A 16,566-nucleotide genomic window follows, 5' to 3' on the forward strand; every position below is an offset into this window, starting at 1 on the left:
TTAGAAACGCGGCCATAGCAGCCGTCGAAAGGGGATTAAATGGCAGTCTCAGCAATCACGCCGGAACAGTTCGTACAGCGGGACGGCCAGGACATCGGGACGTCGGATTGGTTTGAAGTAACGCAGGAGGTGATCGATAAGTTCGCCGATGCGACCGGCGACCATCAATTTATTCATGTGGACCCGGAGCGGGCGAAGGCAACGCCCTTCGGCAGCACCATCGCTCATGGTTTCCTGACGCTCAGCCTGATGCCGGTGATGGCCTATTCGGTGCTGCCGCCCGTCGAGAGCACGAAGATGGGCGTGAACTACGGTTTCGATAAGGTACGCCTGATGGCGCCTGTGAAATCCGGCAAGCGCATCCGCTCCAACTTCAAGGTCAAGGAAGCCAAGGAACGCGGCAAGGGCATCCTTCAGGCGGTCTACGATGTCACCGTTGAAATCGAGGGCGAGGACAAGCCGGCGCTGAAGGCGGAATGGATCACGCTGACCTACGTGTGAGGCTGCGCCCTCGGGCGGCTGCACCTCCGACGCTCATCTGCTGAGCGGTTTCCAATTCTCTCTCTTCTGGTAGGGAGCCGGCCATTCCCTGAGCCATTGGCTCATCAATAGCCGGAGAGGACCCGCACATGCGTGATGCCGTTATCGTATCCACCGCCCGCACCCCGATCGGGAAGGCCTATCGGGGTGCGTTCAACGCCACCCCGTCGCCGACGCTTGCCGGACATGCCATCGAGCATGCCGTGAAGCGTGCCGGTATCGACGGTGCGGAAGTCGACGACGTCATTCTCGGCGCCGCGCTTCAGCAGGGCGTTCAGTCGCCGAACATCGGTCGCCTCGCGGCGCTGCGGGCGGGTCTGCCCGTCACCGTGGCCGGCATGTCGCTCGACCGCCAGTGCGCCTCGGGCCTGATGGCGATCGCTACCGCGGCGAAGCAGATCATCGTCGACAATATGGATGTGGTCGTCGGTGGCGGCGTCGAATCCATCTCGATGGTGCAGACGCCCGACATGCGCACCGAGCCCGACCCGGAACTCGTGGCCATGCATTCCGACGTCTACATGCCGATGCTGCAGACCGCGGAGATCGTCGCGAAGCGCTATGACGTCAGCCGCGATGCGCAGGACGAATATTCGCTCCAGTCGCAGCAGCGCACCGCGGCGGCGCAGGAAGCCGGTGCGTTCGACGACGAGATCGTGCCGATGACCACGACCATGAAGATGAAGAACAAGGAGACGGGGGAGGTCTCCGAGCATGAGGTCACGCTGGAAAAGGACGAGGGCAATCGTCCGCAGACCACGCTCGAGGGGCTGAAGGGCCTGCAGCCGGTCATCGGCGATTACATCACCGCCGGCAACGCCTCGCAGCTGTCGGACGGTGCGTCTGCCTCGGTCCTCATGGAGGCAAAGGTCGCGCAGGCGAAGGGCCTGACCCCGCTTGGCCGCTATGTCGGCATGGCCGTCGCCGGTCTCGAGCCGGACGAGATGGGGATCGGCCCCGTGTACGCCGTGCCGAAGCTGCTCGAGCAGACCGGCGTGTCGATGGACGATATCGGCCTGTGGGAACTCAACGAAGCGTTCGCGGTGCAGGTGCTCTACAGCCGCGACAAGCTCGGCATTCCCAATGACCGCCTAAACGTCAACGGCGGCGCCATCTCCGTAGGCCACCCCTATGGCATGTCCGGCGCGCGGATGACGGGTCACGCCCTGATCGAGGGCAAGCGCCGCGGTGCGAAATATATTTGCGTGACCATGTGCGTCGGCGGCGGCATGGGCGCGGCCGGACTGTTCGAAGTCCTCTAGCCTCCGTCAGGGATGGTGTTCCGCTGCGACGCACCGTCGCGGCGGAACAACCCCCTTCTTCTCCCGTTGATAGGTCGAGCGGAAAAGCAAAGATTTATCAGGAGATTAGACCATGGCTAAGGACATCGACTTCAAGAAGAAATTCTGGAGCGAGCTGGACGACAGCCCGTTCGTGATGCTGGCGCTTGCCGGCGATGATCGCGGTCACAGCCAGCCGATGACGGCCCAGTTCGACGACGACTTCCCGAACGACCTTTACTTCTTCACCTCGCGCCAGAACGGTTTCGTGAAGGGGCTTGAAAAGGGCTTCTCCGATGCGACCGCCAGCTACAGCGCCAAGGGGCATGACTTCTTCGCCAGCGTCCATGGCCGCCTTGCCATCGACAACGACCGTGCGAAGATCGACAAGTTCTGGTCGCCGATGGTGTCTGCCTGGTTCGAAGGCGGCAAGGACGATCCGAACGTCGTCCTGATCCGTATGGACCTCGACCGTGCCGAATTCTGGGAGGCCGGCACCGGTTCCTTCCTCGAAGAGATGGCCTCGGCCGTCTGGAACGAGTCGGCTGCGGAAGCTGCCAAGAAGCACAATACGGAAACCCGCTTCGCCGCGTAAACCGCACGATAGCTAACCTGGAAACGCCCTGCCTCTTCGGAGGCGGGGCGTTTTCATATGTGCGCCTTTGTGCGCGGAGGCCGTCTGTCCGGTTTGGCGCCTCAGCCCCACAGGTCCGCGGTCGGCGGAAAGACGTCGCTGCCGTCGAAGCGCATCCCCCCCTCGCGGTCTTTCGCCAGCAAGATCGGACCGTCCAGGTCGGCATATTGACCCTGCATCGCGGCGAAGAAGGCGGGAGCGACGCCCAGCGAAGTCGACAGCATACAGCCCGTCATCACGCCGATTCCGGCGGCGCGCGCTGCTTCGATCAGGCGCAGCGCCTCGGTCAGGCCGCCCGCCTTGTCGAGCTTCACATTGATATAGTGATAGCGGCCGAGACAGGCATCGAGGCTGGCGAGATCGTGAACGCTCTCGTCCGCGCAGAGTGGAATGGGCGAGTCCACATGGTCCAGGTCTGCATCCCGGCCGGCGGGAAGGGGCTGTTCGATCAACTCGACGCGGTAAGGCAGCAGCGCCGCCGCCTCGGCCTCGATGTCGCGGCCTTCCCACGCTTCGTTGGCATCGCAGATCAGCCGCGCATGTGGAGCTCCCGCGCGCACGGCCCGTATCCGCTCCTCATCGCCCGCACCGGCCAGTTTCACCTTCAGCAGTTCACGGCCCGAGGCGGCGCGTGCGGCGGCCTCCATCACTTCCGGTTCGCCGCTAGAAATTGTGAACGCGGTCAAGAGGGGTTGCGGCCTTGGCAGGCCGATCCGCTGCCAGACCCGCATGCCCGTTTCTTTCGCCTCGAGGTCCCACAGCGCCGAATCGAGGGCGCTCCGCGCCGCGCCCGCCGGCAGCAAGGTCTGCAGTTCCTCTTGGCCCAGGCCGTCGGCTACCGCGCCGTGCAGTGCCAAGATGTCCTGCGCCGCGGTTTCCGCGCTCTCGCCGCGATAGTAGATCGCCGTTCCTTCGCCGCGCCCCTCATGCGCGCCGCGCCGCACACGGACGGTCACGACATCGACATGGGTCTTCGCCCCGCGCGAGATGGTAAAGGCTCCGCGCGTGGGAAATCGCTCGATTTCAACGAATAGGGATTGTCGGCTCATATCTCGCCATCTTCGGATTTGGCTCGGCAGCCGTTTGTGTCTATGGGGGCGCCCTTACAAGTGTATTCCGAACCGAGCGGAACTCTCATCATGTCCGGTATCCGGTTGCTGCTCCTCGCGGCATCCTGTTTTGCGTTTCCTTCCGTGTCGAGCGCACAGGAGAAGGATGCCTCGATTGTTACCCTTCCGAAAGAAACGGGAGACCCGATGGCGCTGAGCGCCGAGGGCGATCCGGTTCTCTCGCTCGGGCTCAGCGCGGAGAATTACACCGCCTTTCGGGATGTCGTCGCCTCCGCCGTTGCGCGCAACCCGTCCGTCGAGGAAGCCTTGGCAGGCCGCGAGGTCGCCCGCGCGCAGAAGGACGAGGCGCGCGCAGGCCTTTATCCCGACGTTATCATCGCGCTGGCGGGACGCGAGACGATCGACCGGGAATTCTCCAACGACCCGGACAATGTGCTGGAACGGTCGAGGTCGCTGTCGCGCTACGACGCCAGCTTCAACGTCGACCAGACAATTCTCGACTTCGGCGCAACGTCGGCGCGGATCGAGGCGGGAACGCACCGTATCCGCAGCGCGGCCTTGGAAGTCGATGCGCAGGCCGAGCGGGTGGCCCTTGCCGCCGTGGCGTCATGGTACGATGTCTTCGCCTACCGCGCGCTCGTCGACCTGTCGGAAACCTTCCTCGTCGATCAGCGCCGCGCGCTTGCCGAAATCGAAGAGCGGATCGCCGGCGGGGTCAACGCGCCCGGCGATCTCGCGCGCGCCGAAAGCTCGATTGCGCTGACCGCCGCCAGCCTCGCGCGCTACCGCCGCCAGCTTGCCGGTGCCGAAGCGCGCTTCACCGAGCTGATCGGCCGTCCGCCGCCGCCCGGCACCCTGCGCGCGCCCGATCCGGACGTGCCCGCCGTCAGTGTCGACATGGCCGAATATCTCGCCCGCGTTTCGCCGCCCGTCGAGGCCGCGCGCGAGGAAGCGAATGCGGTTTATGACGAAAGCCGCGCCGCGAAGGCCGAGCGTTATCCGACGGCCTCCGTCGGTGTGCGCGGGGGCTATTACGGCCTGTTCGATGAGGCGCCGGGCGACAGCTACGACATACGCGCCGAGGTGACCGTCCAGCAGGAGTTCTTTACCGGGCGCTTTGCCAGGTCCGACGCGCAAAAGGCCCGCGCCGATGCTGCCTTCGCCCGCGCCGAGGCGGTGGAGGAGGAAGCCGCGCGAGAGGCCGCGATTGCCTGGGCGGATGTGCGCGCGCTCGATGCCGAGCTGACCGCGCTTGCCGAGAATTACATGGCGGCCCGCCGGACGAGGGATGTGCTTGCGGAGCGGTTTCGCTATGCGCGGGGCACATTGTTCGACGTCCTGCAGGCCGAGGATACTTATTTCTCGGTTGCCGGTCGCTACATTCAGACACTGACAGAGCGCGACGCGGCACGCTATGTGCTGCTAGCGCGAACGGGGCGGCTGCTGGATGCGCTGGGGATTGAGCGCGCTGGCCCGCTGAACGGAAGGAACTGACCTTTGCGGGGCGAGATGGAGTTCGAGGGCAAGCCGAAACGGTTTGCCGACTGGCTGATGGAGCCCATGCGGGCGAACCGGCCGGTCTATATGCGTGTGGCCCTGGCGGCGTTTTTCATCAACCTGTTCGCGCTCGCCTCCAGCCTGTTCACCATGGTCGTCTACGACCGCGTCATCCCGAACAATGCCATTGGCAGCCTGATCGCGCTTGCCATCGGCCTCGGCATCATCATCGTCTTCGATTTCATTCTGAAAATGCTGCGGTCCTATTTCACCGACCTCGCCGGCGCGGCCATCGACCGGGAGATCGGCCAGTCGGTCTTCAAGCAGCTTCTGCGCGTGCGGCTCGACGCCAAGCGCGGCTCGACTGGTGCGCTCGCCGGGCTGATGCGGGAACTGGAGACGCTGCGCGACTTTTTTGCCAGCGCGACCATTACCGCCATTGTCGACGTGCCCTTCATCGTCCTCACTCTGGCGGTGATCGCGGTCATCGGCGGTCCCGTGGTCTTCGTGCCGCTCGGCATCATCCCTCTAGTCATTCTGTGCGGCTATCTCACCCATCCGGCGATGGACCGGCTGAGCGCGCGAAGCATGGGGCAGGGCCTGCTGAAGCAGACCGTCCTCGTCGAGGCCATTGGCGGGCTCGAGACCGTGAAAACGTCGGGTGCGGGCAGGCTGCTCGGCAAGCGCTGGGTCGAGGCGATCGACGAGCATGCGTCGGTGTCGCTGCGCCAGCGGCTCGTCTCGAACATCGCCACCACCTTCTCACAGTCGGCGCAGATGCTGTCCTATGCCGGCGTGGTCATCGTCGGTGTCTTCCAGATCGCGAATAACGAGCTGTCGATGGGCGGCATCATCGCCTGTTCGATCCTCTCGGGCCGCGCCGTTGCGCCGCTCGGCCAGATCGCCAACCTGCTGTCGCGCCTGTCGACCACGCGCGCGGCCTACAACCAGATCAACGCGCTGATGGAAACGCCGATCGAAGGGCCGAAGGGCGAGGCGTTCAAGCTGGCCAAACCGCGCGGCGAGATCGAGTTCCGCAATGTCAGCTTCCGCTATCCCGACACCGCGGACAAGGCGCTCGACCGCGTCAGCTTCACGATCAAGGAGGGCGAACATGTCGCGCTGCTGGGCCGGGTCGGTTCGGGCAAATCGACGATTGCGAAGCTCATCCTCGGCCTGTTCGAGCCCGAAGAGGGCACCGTTCTCGTCGACGGCCTCGACGTGCGCCAGATCGATCCCGAAACGCTGCGCGAACGGATCGGCTCGTCGATGCAGGAAACGGTGCTCCTGTCCGGAACCGTTCGCGACAACATCGCGCTCGGGCGCGAGGATGTCGATGACGAGGAATTGCTTCGCGCCGCCCAGCTCTCGGGCACGCACGGCTTCATGCAGCATATCACCAATGGCTATGACCGCCGCCTCGCCGACCGCGGCGAGGGGCTCTCGGGCGGGCAGCGGCAGTCGATCGCCCTGGCTCGCGCCCTCGCGGGCAAGCCCCAGATCATGCTGCTCGACGAGCCATCCAGCCAGATGGACAACCAGACGGAGGCGCAGGTTCTGAAACGGCTTTATCAGGAGCTGAAGGACCGGACTCTCGTCGTGGTCACGCACCGTCCGCCCTTCCTTGCGCTGGTCAGCCGCGTCATTCTCATGGACCAGGGCAAGGTGGTCGCGGACGGGCCGCGCGACGAGGTGCTCAAGCTGATCGAGGGACAGGGCAAGGGCCAGGCCGCGGCGCCGTCTCGCGCGCAGGCGGGTGGAGCCAAGCCTCCGGCGAAGCAGGCTCCGCGTGAGGATGCCGGTCTCGTCAAAGCCAATGTGAAGGCCGGGGGTCCGTCGAAATGAGCCAGCAGATCGATGTGACCGAGAGCAAGGAGGTCGGCGACCGGATCGAGGATCGCTTGGCGAACCTGCGCCCGACGACGGCCTCGAACGTCCTTCTTTTCTTCGTTGCCCTTACCGTCATCACCTTCATCGTCTGGGCGTCGCTGACCGAGCTCGACGTTCATATTCGCGGGCAGGGCAGGGTGGTCCCATCCTCCCAGCTTCAGGTCGTTTCCAATCTGGAAGGCGGCATCGTGCAGCAGATCTTCGTCTCCGCCGGCGACAATGTCGCCGAGGGCGATCCGTTGATGTCGCTCGATCCGACCGAAACCGGCTCGAACCTCGAAGCGAACCAGGTGTCGCTAGACGCGCTCCAGGCGAAGATCGCCCGGCTGGAAGCCGAAGTGGCCGGCCGTGAGCCGAACTTCCCGACCGGCGGCGACCCTGCGCTACGCGAACAGGTGGAGATCGAACGTGCCCTTCACGCCAGCCGCATGGCCGACCTTGCCAGCCTGACCAATGCGGCCATGGCCAGGGTCGAGCAGACCGAACGCGCCGTTGCCGAAGCGCGCGCGACGCTGGATTCGCGGCGATCGGCTGCTGAGGCGGCGCGGCGCGAGCTCGACATCCTGCGCCCGCTCGTCGAACGCGGCATCGAACCGCAGCTCTCGCTTGTACAGGCGGAATCGCGCGCGGCAGTGGCCCAGAGCGATGTTTCCGCAGCCGAGGCGGGTCTTACCCGCGCACAGGCGGCGGTGATGGAGGCGCGCTCAGCTCTCAACCAGCAGCGGCAGGACTGGCGTGCGCGGGCGGCCGATGAGCTCGCCGCCGCGCAGAGCGAAATGGCGTCGCGGCGGCGGACGCTTCCCGCGCTGCAAAGCCGTGTCGACCGCACCACCATTCGCGCGCCGATGACCGGCCGGGTGAACAGGGTTCTGAAGTCGACCGTGGGCGGCACCGTAACGCCGGGTGAACCTCTGGTCGAAATGGTCCCCTCGGGCGATGCGCTGATCGTCGAGGCACGGATCAAACCCAGCGATATCGGCTTCGTGTCGATCGGTCAGCAGGCGAAGGTGAACATCACCGCCTACGACCCGACCGTTTATGGCGGGATCGAAGGAGAGGTCGTCACGATCAGCCCCGACTCCACGGTGGATGAGCGGACTGGCGAAACCTGGTATGAGGTCGAGGTGAAGACCCAGGCCGAAGCGATTACCGACCGCTATGGCAACGAACTCCAGATCGGTCCGGGTATGGTCGCCGATGTCAATCTTCTGGGCGAGAAGCGCAAGATCATCAGCTATATTCTGCGTCCGATCACCCGGCTCAGCCAGACAGCGTTCCGCGAATAGAGCAAGCGGCCGCAGCCATGGTCCGGGCGACAGTTTTACGCCCGGACAATCCATGTTGTTGGTACGCCGCCGCGATGACTGATGGTAGGCGGCGGCATGTCTAAGCTGAACCTCTGGATCGAAGATCCGCTACGCCTGTTCGAGATCGCTGCGGGCGCCGCGATATTCTACCTCTACATCGTGCTCATCGTCCGGCTGATGGGCAAGCGCACCACCAGCCAGATGAACAGCTTCGACTGGATCATCAACATTACCGTCGGCAGCATCGCCGCCTCCGGGATCCTGCTCAAGAATGTCAGCTTTTTCGGCGCCCTGCTTGCCATCGCCGTGCTGGCTCTTTGCCAGTGGCTGACGACGAAGCTCGCCATGAACAGCGCGCTCTTCCGGCGTGTCCTGAAGGCGGAGCCGCGCCTCCTGGTTCATAAAGGACGGTTTCTCAGGGATGCGATGGCGCGCGAGCGGGTCAGCGAAGATGAGATCATGGCCAAGCTTCGCGAACAGGGAATGAGCCGCGTCGGCGATGCCAACTGGGTCGTGCTGGAAACCTACGGCGCCATGAGCGTCATTCCGCGTGAACAGATCGGGCTTGACGAGGCCAGTCTTCTGGAAAACGTGACCGGGGGGCCGCCTCGAAGCCCATAAGTGCGGGCGCCTCTCCGGCCTTCCGCGCTCTGGCGGACGGCTTCCGATCCGGCGGGCGCCGGGCATGTGTGTGGCGAACGTTCTTCCTATTTGGACGCCTTGGGCCGCATAGAAAAAGGGCCGCCGGTGCTGACCGGCGACCCTTCTTTCAACCTTAGGTCTGCGGGCGGTCAGCCGAACAGGATGTCGACCGTCTGCAGGTTGCCGGCCTCGTTGACGATGGTGAAGTCGGCAAGGCCGTCTCCGTCCACGTCGCCCTCGAGCACGAAGCCGCCATTGTCGTTATAGCCGCGCAGTTCGCCGGCCGTGCCGCTGAACGCCGTATCGCCGACGAAGGAGAAGCCGTCATTGGCGGCTGTACCCTCGATCGCGTCGATGCCCGACAGGTCGAAGACGGTGCTGCCGCCCCACTTGTCGAGATCGTTCACCGTGTCGACAGAGCCATCGGCCTCGGTGAAGACATAGGTGTCCTTGCCCCAGCCGCCGTACATCGTGTCGCTGCCGGCACCGCCGTTGATGACGTCGTTGCCGGTGCCGCCGTCGAGCAGGTCGTCGCCTGCACCGCCGGTCAGCACGTCGTTGCCATGGTCGCCGATCAGCTCATCGTCGCCGTCGCCGCCGTCCAGCGTATCGTTGCCGGTACCGCCGTCGAGCTCGTCGTCGCCCGCGCCGCCTTCCAGCGTGTCGTTGCCATGGCTGGCGTCGAGCACGTCGTCGCCGTCGCCGCCGACGAGCGTGTCGTTGCCATTGCCGGCGTCGAGCATGTCGTCGCCGTCGCCGCCATCGAGCGTATCGTCGTGATTGCCGCCGATCAGCGTGTCGTCGCCTTCGCGGCCGAACAGCACGTCGGACCCGTTGCCGCCGTCGAGGATGTTATCGGCGGCATTGCCGAGCAGCGTGTCATCGCCGTGGCTGCCATAGGCATTCTCGATGACCACGCCGTTTGCGATGGTGAAGCCACCCCAGATGCCGTCGACGAAGGAAACGACGCCGCCGCCCGTGGGCGTGTAGTCCAGCGTTGCCGCCAGCAGGTCGATCTGCGCGTCTTCCGAGCCGTCATAGCTGATCGCGTCGACGCCTCCGGTATCCCAGATCGTCTCGTACTGGTTGTCTTCCCACTCGTCGTTCAGTTCGTACACGGTGTCGCCCGTGTTGAGGTCGTGAACGCCGTAGCGAATCTGCAGCTGGGCGATGTCGAAAGCGCTCAGAGTTGCCGACCAGCCCTCGTCGATCGTCGCGCCGGTATAGGGCGTCGGACCGTCGGGATGGGTCTGCCACGCATCATTGTAGGACATGACGGTGTAAACGCCCTGGTTCAGGTCGAACACGCCCAGGTCGCTGTTCGTCGCGACGCCCGGCATGATCTCCGATCCGCCGCCGGTATCGTGCGGATGCGACAGTCCGTGGGCGTGACCGAACTCGTGCAGGATCACGGCAAAGGCGAAACCGCCCTTTTCCAGGCTCTGCTGCTGATCGAAGCTCCAGCCGCCCGAAAGGACGTTGAAGACGCCGACGCCTGCTTCGTCCCCATAGGCGGGATCCTGCGGGTAGAAATAAGCGCCATATTCTTCCGACTCGGTCTTCAGCAGGCGGAAGGTCGCCTGCTCGACGTCGGTCGTGATCTCGTAATTGACGTTCAGGATCTTCTCGAATTCCTCAAGAGCCTGCATGACCTGCTGCTTCTCGTAGGAATTCCAGTCGATGGTTACCATCGGCCCGCCATCGTCGCCCGTCTGGTCGAAATTCTCGTCGCTATCGCCGAAATAGACATAGGCGGTCGGGACGCCGTCCACATCGACGAAGGGTACGTTTGCCGCCGACTCCCAGTCGATCGTATCGAGCGGATCGAGATCTTCCAGCGCGCGCTCGGTCACGTCGACCGTATAGCCGCCGGTCTGGGGCAGCTGGTCGGGCAGATACGGGGCCACTTCCAGGTACACCGTCTGGTCGCTGTCGGCGTAATAGCCGACCGAGGACTCGTAGTTCAGGCCGCTGGCGAGCAGCGTTCCGCTTGCATTGTAGAGGTTCAGCGACGCGACGACTTCGCCCGGTTCCAGGTCGAAATCGTCGGCCCCGGCGACACCGCCGGCGACGGTGAAGGAGTAGACCTGGCCCGCGGACAGGTCGATCTCGTACATGTCGATGTCGCCCTGCGTCTCGATATAGCCGTAGGACGTGCCCACGCCGATCTCGGTCGCGGTCTCGATGGTGTCGCCGATCTCCTCGGCGTCGTCGACCCAGATGCTGATTTCATAGTCGCCGAAATCGTCGATCGGGTTGCCGGCACCGTCGCGGATGTCGAAGGCCCAGTACCAGGTCGTCGCGCCGAGCGTGTAGGTGCCCGACGTATCCGGCGTGAAGGTGATCTGCGCCGTCCGGCCGAGGCCGCCATCGTCATCGGTCGTGATGATGTTGAAGGCGTCGTCGAGCAGGTAGAGGAACGGGTCCTCGATGCCATCCTCGCCCACGTCGCGATGCGAGAACGAATAGGTTACGCCCGCGACCAGATCGATCTCGACGAATTCCACGCCGCTGTCGTCGTCGCCCAGTTCGCTGGCGAAGGCGCCGTCGCGGTCGATGGCGATCGGCGAGTAGGCCGCGGCGATGGCGTCATTTGCGTCTACCGGCGAACTTGCCGAGTCGCTGGCGCGTGCCACGAGCTCCTTGCTGTCGCAGGCCACGCAGGCACAGCTACCGTGAGTGAAATTAAAGTCTTCAATATATGCGGAATAATGGTCGGCCCCCATGAAGCCCCTCCCTCGAAAGTGATGATCAAGCCCCCGCACATCGGCCGCACGGCCCCTGTGCGAATAGGTGCAGAGGATCACGATTCGCAGGGGCCATCAAGCAGGAATCTCAACTTTCCTAACATTGGTATGAAATTTTCTTTTGTTATAGTATATCATTATGGCATTTCGTAACGCAGGCGTAATTCTTGCCGGACGCACGAGGGAGGCAGGCGCGCCGCCTGTCTTGCCCGCTCGCCCGAACGAGGGCGGCGGCATTTCGTAGATCGCAGTGAACCCTTCGGCGCTCCGCCCGTTCGCCCCTCATGACCGCCTGGATCGAACAGCTGATTGCCGACATGGGCTATATCGGCATCGCGCTTCTGATGTTTCTGGAAAACGTCTTCCCGCCCATCCCGTCGGAGCTGATCATGCCGCTCGCGGGATTTACCTCCGCCCGAGGCGAACTGAACATCTACGGTGTCATTGCGGCGGGGACGATCGGCACCTTCTTCGGTGCGCTGATCTGGTATTATGTCGGTCACCTGCTCGACGAGGACAAGCTGCGGCGCTGGACCGGCAGGCATGGGCGCTGGCTCGGCATGTCCCGCCGCGAGCTGGAGAAGGTCGACTATTGGTTCGACACAAAGGGTCGGTGGGCGGTCCTGTTCGGGCGTGTCGTCCCGACCATCCGCACATTGATCTCGGTTCCCGCAGGCGCCTTCCGCATGCCTCTGCGAACCTTCGTTCCCTATACATTCTTCGGGTCGCTGGCCTGGAACACGCTGCTGACGTTCGTGGGGCGGGGACTGGGCGAGAATTACGAGGCGGTCGAAAGCTATATCGGCCCGGTGTCCATGGCGATCATCGCCGCCATGGTCCTCGGCTATCTCTACCGGGTGGCGACGTTCGAGCCCGACCAACGCTGACTGACGACCGCCGACCGATTACCGCGACGCGGTTTCGGCCCCCAGCATCTCGATGACCGAGGAGAAGTCGCGGCCGCCCTGGCCGCCATTCACCAGCAGCTGGTAGAGCTGCCCCGCTAGCGCGCCCATGGGGACGCTGGCATCTGCCGTCCGCGCCGCCTCCAGCGCCAGCCTCAGGTCCTTCAGCATCAGTGCCGCGGCAAAGCCCCCCTCATAGCGGCGGTCGGCCGGGCTCTCCGGTCCCACGCCGGGCAGGGGGCAATAGCTTGTCAGCGACCAGCTCTGGCCCGAGGAAACGCTGGCAATGTCGTAGAAAGTCTGCGGGTCGAGGCCCAGCTTCTGCGCCATCACCAGGGTTTCGGCGGTCGCCGCCATGGTCGCGCCCAGCAGCATGTTGTTGCAGATCTTGGCCGCCTGGCCCGCGCCGGCGTCGCCCGCGTGGATCACCGCCTTGCCCATTGCGGCCAGAAGCGGCTCAGCCTTCTCGAAGGCCGGGGCCGGTCCGCCGACCATGAAGGTAAGAGTGCCGCCCGTTGCCGCGGCAATGCCCCCCGAAACGGGCGCATCGACCATCGCCAGGCCACGCTCCGCGGCAGCGGAGGCAACGTCGCGCGCGGTCGCGACATCGATTGTCGAACAGTCGATCAGCACGGCATCCTTGCCCGCCGCATCGAACACGTCGGTCTCGTAGACCGCGGCGACATGATCGCCTGCGGGCAGCATGGTCAGGACGGCGTCGGCGCCGCGCACGGCCTCGCCCGCCGATCCGCACTTCAGGCAGCCCGTCTTCTCGGTCGCCTCCATCGCCTTGGCCGACAGGTCGAAGGCGCGCACGTCATGACCCGCCGAGACCAGGTTGGCGGCCATGCCGGAGCCCATATTCCCAAGTCCGATGAAGGCGATGATACTCATAGACGGTCCCTTTCTGTGCGCCCCGTCTGATCTTCGATTCCGGCAAGATCAACCGAGACTTCTGTGCGACGAGCGGCCCGGTAATTCCCGCCGCGACCTGCTATATTGAAGGTCTGTTGGGTAGTTACCGGGGAAGGGAAGCATATGGTTCGCAGCCTCCTGATTGTCGTCATGTCATTTTTGGTCGGGCAGGCCGCGCATGCCTATACGCCGGGGCCGGCCGACTACGGGCGATGGCTGCAGAAGCCTGGCAATGCCGACCGCGTCGCGCTGTTCGAGGCAGAGCTCGACGCGCGCGGGCTCCTCGGCGTCGTGCCGACCTACCAGATCCTTCGCACGGCACTCAGCTGGAAGGAATGCGGCGCTGAACCGTTCGAGCTGCCTGAGCGATCCTATTGGAGCGGCGCGTTCGAGAGCCTCACCGTCCTCAAGAACGAAATCATCCCCGCGGTCGGCGAAGTCGAGATTGTCTCCGGCTATCGCCACGAAGAGCTGAACCGCTGCGCCGGCGGCGCCAGCCGCAGCGTGCACCGCCAGTTCGGCGCTTTCGACGGCTATGCGGTGGAAATGGCGCGCGGGGACATGATCACCGCGCTCTGCTCATGGCACGGCCGCCGCGGCGCGGACCTGGCCGCCGGTCTTGGCATCTATCGCGGCAACAAGTTTCACCTCGACGTCGGGCTGCGCGGCAATCGCCGCTGGGGGTCGAACTACAGTGCCAGCAGCTCGCCCTGCAATGCCGGTGGCGGTGCCGTTGTGGCCGCGCACGACTGAGCGGGTCTGACATTGATCGCAAAAAGGGGAAGCCTCTCGGCTTCCCCTTTTTTTATTCCGTTCCAGAAGCTTGCAGGATCGTAAGGAACATCCTTACCGCCCCTTGAAGTCGCCTTTGCGCTTTTCGCTGAAGGCGGCCATGCCCTCCTTCTGGTCGTCCGTGCCGAACAGGCCGTGGAAGACCCGGCGCTCGAAATTGATCCCCTGCGCCAGCGTCATTTCATAGCTGGCGTTCACCGCTTCCTTGGCGGCGATGGCGGCCAGCGGCGGCATTTCGGCGATCGTCTCGGCCATCTTCATCGCTTCGGTCAGAAGCTCCTCTGCCGGCACGACCTTGCAGACGAGCCCGCTCGTCAGCGCCTCGTCGGCCTTCATGTTTCGGCCGGTCAGGATCATCTCCATCGCCTTCGCCTTGCCGATCGCCTGGGTCAGGCGCTGCGAGCCACCCATCCCGGGAATGACGCCCAGCTTAATCTCGGGCTGTCCGAACACGGCGGTATCCGCGGCGATCAGCGTATCGGCCATCATGGCGACTTCGCAGCCGCCGCCCAGCGCATAGCCGGCGACCGCCGCGATCCAGGGCTTGCGCGTCCGGGTGATGTTTTCCCAGCCCGCAAAGTAATTCGTGCCGTACATGTCGCCGAAGGATTGCGGTGCCATTTCCTTGATATCGGCGCCCGCCGCGAAGGCTTTCTCGCTGCCGGTCAGGACCAGGCAGCGCTGGCTGTCGTCGGCGTCATAGGCACGGAAAGCGTCGGTCAGTTCTTCGAGCACGGCATTCGCGAGCGCGTTCAGCGCCTTGGGCCGGTCGAAGGTGACCAGCGTCACGGCGCCCTTCTGCTCGACTTTGATTGTTTCGTAGGTCATTCATTTCTCCAAAAAGTACAGGCTGACAAAGCCCCGGATAGACCAGTCGGCCCGTTCCGGCGTCAGGTCTTGAAGGCAGCTTGGAGACCCCGTCTACTGTCGCAGCAGGTCCCGGCCGACGATCATGCGCATGACCTGGTTCGTGCCTTCCAGGATCGAGTGCACGCGCAGGTCGCGCCAGAAGCGCTCGATGGGATAGTCCTGCAGATAGCCATAGCCGCCGAACAGCTGCAGCGCATCGTTGACCACCGCCGAGCATTCGTCGGTCGCGAAGCGCTTGGCCATTGCGGCAAAGCGCGTTTTGTCGGGCGCGTTTTCGGTCACCTTCGCCGCTGCCAGGTAGAGAAGTGCGCGCGCAGCCTCCAGCTTCGTCGCCATGTCGGCCAGCATGAACTGCGTATTCTGAAAATCGGCTATCGACTTGCCGAATTGCTGACGTTCCTTCGTATAGGCGACGGCTTCGTCGAGACAGCGCTGCGCGCCTCCCAGCGAACAGGCGCCGATATTCAGGCGCCCTCCGTCGAGGCCCATCATGGCGATGCGAAAGCCTTCGCCTTCTGTCCCCACCAGATTCTCCTTCGGGACACGGACATTCTCCAGGATCACCTGCGCCGTCGGCTGCGAATGCCAACCGAGCTTCTTTTCCTGTGCGCCGAAGCTGACGCCCGACATGCCCTTTTCGATCACCAGGCAGGAAATACCCTTCGGCCCGTCCTCTCCGGTACGGACCATGGTGACGTAGATCTCATTCTCGCCGCCGCCCGAAATGAACTGCTTGGTACCGTTCAGGACATAATGGTCGCCGTCGGCCTCGGCGCGGGTCTTCAGCGCCGCCGCGTCAGAGCCCGATCCCGGTTCGGTCAGGCAATAGCTGGCGATCCGCTCCATCGTGACGAGCGAGGGAAGGTATTTCTCCTTTACACGGGCACTTCCGAACCGGTCGATCATCCAGCTCGCCATATTGTGGATCGAGATGAACGCGCTGGTGGAGGGGCAGCCATAGGCCATGGCTTCCATGATCAGCGCCGCTTCCAGCCGGCCGAGGCCGATGCCGCCGGCTTCTTCGCTGACATAGATCGATCCGAAGCCGAGTTCTGCAGCGGCGCGAATGGTTTCGCGGGGGAAGATATGCTTCTCGTCCCACTCTGCCGCATGGGGCGTGATCCGGTCTTCGGTAAAGCGCGCGGCCGTTTCCTGGATGGCGCGCTGGTCTTCGGTCAGGTCGAACTGTGTCATGGCGCGCGCTCCTACGCCCCCCCTCTGGAAAGTGCAAAGGGACTAGGGCGACGCGAAGGCGGGACGCTCTGCAATCTTGGATCCGTCTTGGGCCGGGGCTTCGGCTTGCCGTCGATTTCGGCGGTGGCCGAAGAATCTTCTATTGGACAACAGATTGGTGAAGAATTTCTGAAAGAATCTTTAGGGGAACCAATTCTTAATCATTTCACTTCACTATATCGAAGAGTCCCTGAGAGCGCGTGTTTCATTTGCAGTGACGCACCGCGCTTCTGCTTGAAGGAGC

Annotated in this window: 14 protein-coding genes; 9 read left to right on the plus strand and 5 right to left on the minus strand. The window is 64.0% G+C overall.

Going from position 1 to position 16,566, the window contains the following annotated elements:
* The first annotated feature begins 39 nt into the window (after positions 1 to 39).
* The 3 genes from KCN53_RS07090 to KCN53_RS07100 all read left to right on the plus strand — a co-directional run bounded on the left by KCN53_RS07090 (position 40) and on the right by KCN53_RS07100 (position 2,415).
* The gene (locus KCN53_RS07090; RefSeq protein ID WP_088713002.1) at positions 40 to 501 is read left to right on the plus strand and encodes a MaoC family dehydratase; all 462 of its coding nucleotides are present in this window, start codon (positions 40 to 42) and stop codon (positions 499 to 501) included.
* Positions 502 to 629: 128 nt separating this feature from the next.
* Positions 630 to 1,802 carry an acetyl-CoA C-acyltransferase gene (locus tag KCN53_RS07095; protein WP_088713001.1) on the plus strand — a complete coding sequence of 391 codons (1,173 nt, stop codon included), beginning with the start codon at positions 630 to 632 and terminating at the stop codon, positions 1,800 to 1,802.
* Positions 1,803 to 1,914: 112 nt separating this feature from the next.
* Positions 1,915 to 2,415: a pyridoxamine 5'-phosphate oxidase family protein gene (locus KCN53_RS07100; RefSeq protein ID WP_088713000.1), complete on the plus strand. Its 501-nt coding sequence runs from the start codon at positions 1,915 to 1,917 to the stop codon at positions 2,413 to 2,415.
* 101 nt (positions 2,416 to 2,516) lie between these two features.
* Here KCN53_RS07100 and dgcA read toward each other — a convergent pair whose 3' ends face one another.
* Positions 2,517 to 3,503, minus strand: a complete 987-nt coding sequence (gene dgcA, locus KCN53_RS07105; RefSeq protein ID WP_088712999.1) for an N-acetyl-D-Glu racemase DgcA — start codon at positions 3,501 to 3,503, stop codon at positions 2,517 to 2,519.
* A gap of 60 nt (positions 3,504 to 3,563) precedes the next feature.
* Here dgcA and KCN53_RS07110 point away from each other — a divergent pair, with 60 nt between their 5' ends.
* The 4 genes from KCN53_RS07110 to KCN53_RS07125 all read left to right on the plus strand — a co-directional run bounded on the left by KCN53_RS07110 (position 3,564) and on the right by KCN53_RS07125 (position 8,839).
* Complete coding sequence (locus KCN53_RS07110) at positions 3,564 to 5,018, plus strand: TolC family protein (protein ID WP_172406266.1); 1,455 nt, start codon at positions 3,564 to 3,566, stop codon at positions 5,016 to 5,018.
* 3 nt (positions 5,019 to 5,021) lie between these two features.
* Complete coding sequence (locus tag KCN53_RS07115) at positions 5,022 to 6,866, plus strand: type I secretion system permease/ATPase (RefSeq protein ID WP_317988412.1); 1,845 nt, start codon at positions 5,022 to 5,024, stop codon at positions 6,864 to 6,866.
* Positions 6,863 to 8,197 carry an HlyD family type I secretion periplasmic adaptor subunit gene (locus tag KCN53_RS07120; RefSeq protein ID WP_088712996.1) on the plus strand — a complete coding sequence of 445 codons (1,335 nt, stop codon included), beginning with the start codon at positions 6,863 to 6,865 and terminating at the stop codon, positions 8,195 to 8,197. The genes KCN53_RS07115 and KCN53_RS07120 overlap by 4 nt, the downstream gene beginning before the upstream one ends.
* Before the next feature lie 96 nt (positions 8,198 to 8,293).
* Positions 8,294 to 8,839: a DUF421 domain-containing protein gene (locus KCN53_RS07125; RefSeq protein ID WP_088713488.1), complete on the plus strand. Its 546-nt coding sequence runs from the start codon at positions 8,294 to 8,296 to the stop codon at positions 8,837 to 8,839.
* A 170-nt stretch (positions 8,840 to 9,009) separates the two neighbouring features.
* Here KCN53_RS07125 and KCN53_RS07130 read toward each other — a convergent pair whose 3' ends face one another.
* Positions 9,010 to 11,586, minus strand: coding sequence for a M10 family metallopeptidase C-terminal domain-containing protein (locus KCN53_RS07130; protein ID WP_088712995.1), 2,577 nt, complete (start codon positions 11,584 to 11,586; stop codon positions 9,010 to 9,012).
* Positions 11,587 to 11,891: 305 nt separating this feature from the next.
* Here KCN53_RS07130 and KCN53_RS07135 point away from each other — a divergent pair, with 305 nt between their 5' ends.
* Complete coding sequence (locus KCN53_RS07135; RefSeq protein ID WP_088712994.1) at positions 11,892 to 12,494, plus strand: DedA family protein; 603 nt, start codon at positions 11,892 to 11,894, stop codon at positions 12,492 to 12,494.
* 18 nt (positions 12,495 to 12,512) lie between these two features.
* Here KCN53_RS07135 and mmsB read toward each other — a convergent pair whose 3' ends face one another.
* Positions 12,513 to 13,406 (minus strand): 3-hydroxyisobutyrate dehydrogenase, encoded by an 894-nt coding sequence (gene mmsB, locus KCN53_RS07140; protein WP_088712993.1) that lies wholly within the window; start codon positions 13,404 to 13,406, stop codon positions 12,513 to 12,515.
* 144 nt (positions 13,407 to 13,550) lie between these two features.
* On the opposite strand from mmsB, the gene KCN53_RS07145 reads away from it, so the two are divergent.
* Positions 13,551 to 14,180 (plus strand): D-Ala-D-Ala carboxypeptidase family metallohydrolase, encoded by a 630-nt coding sequence (locus KCN53_RS07145; protein WP_088712992.1) that lies wholly within the window; start codon positions 13,551 to 13,553, stop codon positions 14,178 to 14,180.
* A 93-nt stretch (positions 14,181 to 14,273) separates the two neighbouring features.
* On the opposite strand, the gene KCN53_RS07150 is transcribed toward KCN53_RS07145, so the two are convergent.
* Both KCN53_RS07150 and KCN53_RS07155 read right to left on the minus strand, forming a co-directional pair.
* Positions 14,274 to 15,047 carry an enoyl-CoA hydratase-related protein gene (locus KCN53_RS07150; RefSeq protein ID WP_088712991.1) on the minus strand — a complete coding sequence of 258 codons (774 nt, stop codon included), beginning with the start codon at positions 15,045 to 15,047 and terminating at the stop codon, positions 14,274 to 14,276.
* Between the two features lie 93 nt (positions 15,048 to 15,140).
* Positions 15,141 to 16,283 (minus strand): acyl-CoA dehydrogenase family protein, encoded by a 1,143-nt coding sequence (locus tag KCN53_RS07155; RefSeq protein ID WP_088712990.1) that lies wholly within the window; start codon positions 16,281 to 16,283, stop codon positions 15,141 to 15,143.
* Positions 16,284 to 16,566: the final 283 nt, after the last annotated feature.

Source organism: Pacificimonas aurantium (assembly GCF_020092905.1).
Classification (GTDB): domain Bacteria; phylum Pseudomonadota; class Alphaproteobacteria; order Sphingomonadales; family Sphingomonadaceae; genus Pacificimonas; species Pacificimonas aurantium.

Bases quoted from the DNA above. Each gene is read 5' to 3' on its own strand.
- KCN53_RS07090 (WP_088713002.1), top strand. From the start codon at position 40: ATGGCAGTCTCAGCAATCACGCCGGAACAGTTCGTACAGCGGGACGGC.
- KCN53_RS07150 (WP_088712991.1), bottom strand. From the start codon at position 15,047: ATGACCTACGAAACAATCAAAGTCGAGCAGAAGGGCGCCGTGACGCTG.
- KCN53_RS07095 (WP_088713001.1), top strand. From the start codon at position 630: ATGCGTGATGCCGTTATCGTATCCACCGCCCGCACCCCGATCGGGAAG.
- KCN53_RS07155 (WP_088712990.1), bottom strand. From the start codon at position 16,283: ATGACACAGTTCGACCTGACCGAAGACCAGCGCGCCATCCAGGAAACG.
- KCN53_RS07125 (WP_088713488.1), top strand. From the start codon at position 8,294: ATGTCTAAGCTGAACCTCTGGATCGAAGATCCGCTACGCCTGTTCGAG.
- mmsB (WP_088712993.1), bottom strand. From the start codon at position 13,406: ATGAGTATCATCGCCTTCATCGGACTTGGGAATATGGGCTCCGGCATG.
- KCN53_RS07100 (WP_088713000.1), top strand. From the start codon at position 1,915: ATGGCTAAGGACATCGACTTCAAGAAGAAATTCTGGAGCGAGCTGGAC.
- KCN53_RS07130 (WP_088712995.1), bottom strand. From the start codon at position 11,586: ATGGGGGCCGACCATTATTCCGCATATATTGAAGACTTTAATTTCACT.
- dgcA (WP_088712999.1), bottom strand. From the start codon at position 3,503: ATGAGCCGACAATCCCTATTCGTTGAAATCGAGCGATTTCCCACGCGC.
- KCN53_RS07145 (WP_088712992.1), top strand. From the start codon at position 13,551: ATGGTTCGCAGCCTCCTGATTGTCGTCATGTCATTTTTGGTCGGGCAG.
- KCN53_RS07135 (WP_088712994.1), top strand. From the start codon at position 11,892: ATGACCGCCTGGATCGAACAGCTGATTGCCGACATGGGCTATATCGGC.
- KCN53_RS07120 (WP_088712996.1), top strand. From the start codon at position 6,863: ATGAGCCAGCAGATCGATGTGACCGAGAGCAAGGAGGTCGGCGACCGG.